2 protein-coding genes are annotated in these 2,097 nt (G+C 74.0%); one reads left to right on the forward strand and one right to left on the reverse strand.

All coding sequences use genetic code 11. The annotated features are described in order from the left end of the window. Positions 1 to 35 precede the first annotated feature (35 nt). A complete protein-coding gene (locus tag ACWJ6R_RS35200; RefSeq protein ID WP_449066353.1) occupies positions 36 to 1,475 on the reverse strand; it encodes a flavin-containing monooxygenase in 1,440 nt (479 codons plus the stop codon). 220 nt (positions 1,476 to 1,695) lie between these two features. Here ACWJ6R_RS35200 and ACWJ6R_RS35205 point away from each other — a divergent pair. Then, the coding region (locus ACWJ6R_RS35205) for a Nif3-like dinuclear metal center hexameric protein (RefSeq protein ID WP_449066354.1) at positions 1,696 to 2,097 on the forward strand (402 nt) is incomplete at its 3' end.

Here is a 2,097-nt window from a genome sequence, read left to right on the forward strand (position 1 = left end):
CGCCGGCCCGGCTGGCCCGGTCCCGCCCCGGGCGCTCACCCGCCGAAGCGGAACGCCCCCGGCCGGGGCGCGCGGGTCAGGCGCCGGTAGAGCGTCGTCGGCCCGGGCCAGTTGTTGACCACCCGGCCCGCCGCGTTCTTGTACCAGCTCGTGCACCCCGCCTGCCAGACCATGTCGTCCAGCGCCCGCTCCAGCCTCCGCCGCCAGGCGTCCATCGCCTCGGGCCGCACCTCCATCGGCCCCGCGCCCGCCAGGTACGGCAGGCAGCCCATGATGTAGCGGACCTGGCACTCGAGCATGAAGACGATCGAGTTGTGGCCCAGGTTGGTGTTGGGCCCGTACAGCAGGAACAGGTTCGGGAAGTGCGGCACGGCGATGCCCAGGTAGGCCTCCGCGCCGTCCTTCCACTCCTCGTGCAGGCGGCGGCCCTGCCTGCCGACGACCTCGATCGGCGCGAGGAAGTCGGTGGTCTGGAACCCCGTCGCGTAGACGATCACGTCGGTCTCGCGGTGGCCGGCGACGGTCTCCACCCCCGAGGGCGTGACGCGGACGATCGGGTCGGTGACGACGTCCACGTCGGGCCGGGCCAGCGCCGGGTAGAACGCGCTGTCGATGACGACCCGCCGGCAGCCGACCGGGTAGGCCGGGGTGAGCTTGGCCCGCAGCTCCGGGTCGGGGATCCGGGCGTGCAGGTGTTCCAGGGCGCGCTTGCGGAGCAGCCCGGTGCTCCACCCGCCCGCCAGGGCGCTGTGCAGGGTGGCCTCGGCGTAGCGGTAGACCCACTCGCGGTAGGCCCGCTGCAGGAACGGGACGTACCGGAAGGCCGCCCGCGCCGCCGGGCCGAAGACGGCGTCCGGCTTGGGGATCACCCAGTTGGGGGTGCGCTGGAAGACGTCGAGGTGTCGGGCGGCCTCGGCCACCGGCGGGATGAGCTGGGCCGCCGACGACCCGCTCCCGATCACGGCCACCCGCCTGCCCGTCAGGTCCGCCGAGTGGTCCCAGCGGGCCGAGTGGAAGGAGGGACCGGCGAAGGACGACATGCCGGGGATGTCGGGCAGGCGGGGCCGGTTGAGCTGGCCGACGGCCGAGAGCACCACGTCGAAGAGCTGCTCGCCGTCCGCCGTGCGCACCCGCCACCGGCCCAGGGACTCGTCGAAGGCGATCGAGGTGACCTCGGTGCCCAGCCGGATGCGCGGGCGCAGGCCGTACTTGTCGGCGCAGGACTCCAGGTAGGCGAGGATCTCCGGCTGCCCCGGGTAGCGGCGGGTCCAGCTGGAGTACTTCTCGAAGGAGAAGGAGTACAGGTGCGAGGGGATGTCGCAGCCCGCCCCCGGATAGGTGTTGTCCCGCCAGGTGCCCCCGACGTCGCCGCCCTTCTCGAAGACCGTGTAGGAGCGGACGCCGGCCTGCTCCAGCCGGATGGCCATGCACAGCCCGCCGAACCCGGCACCGATGATCGCGACAGTGGGACTCATACGCCGGCCCTCCACGAGTCAGGATCCACTTACACTAGGCGATCCGCGCGCCCGGAAACAGGGGCGGAGACGACGACGGCGGCGGGGCCGGGACCCGGGAGGGGGCCGCGCCCCGGACGGAGGAAGCCGGGGAGGGGGCGCGCCTCGGAAAGGGGACGCGGGGGGCGGCGGGGGCGGCGGGGTTCGGCCCCTCCCGGAGCGGGCCGGTAGTCTGCCGCACGTGTCCACCCTCGCCGACGCCGTCACCGAGCTCGAGACCCTCTACGACCCCGCCTGGGCGGAGTCGTGGGACGCGGTCGGGCTCGTCTGCGGCGACCCCGCCCAGCCCGTCCGGAAGATCCTGTTCGCGGTGGACCCGGTCGCCGCCGTCGCCGACGAGGCGCTGTCCTGGGGCGCCGACCTGATCGTGACCCACCACCCGCTCTACCTGCGCGGCACCACGACCGTCGCGGCCACCACCTTCAAGGGCCGGCTGGTCCACCGGCTGATCAAGAACGACGTGGCCCTCTACACCGCCCACACCAACGCCGACGTCGCCGACCCCGGAGTCTCCGACGCGCTCGCCCGCGCCGTGGGCCTGACCGGGCCGCTGGTCCCGCTGAGCCCCGCCGCCGACGACCCC

The sequence above is a fragment of the Planomonospora algeriensis genome, assembly GCF_977012225.1.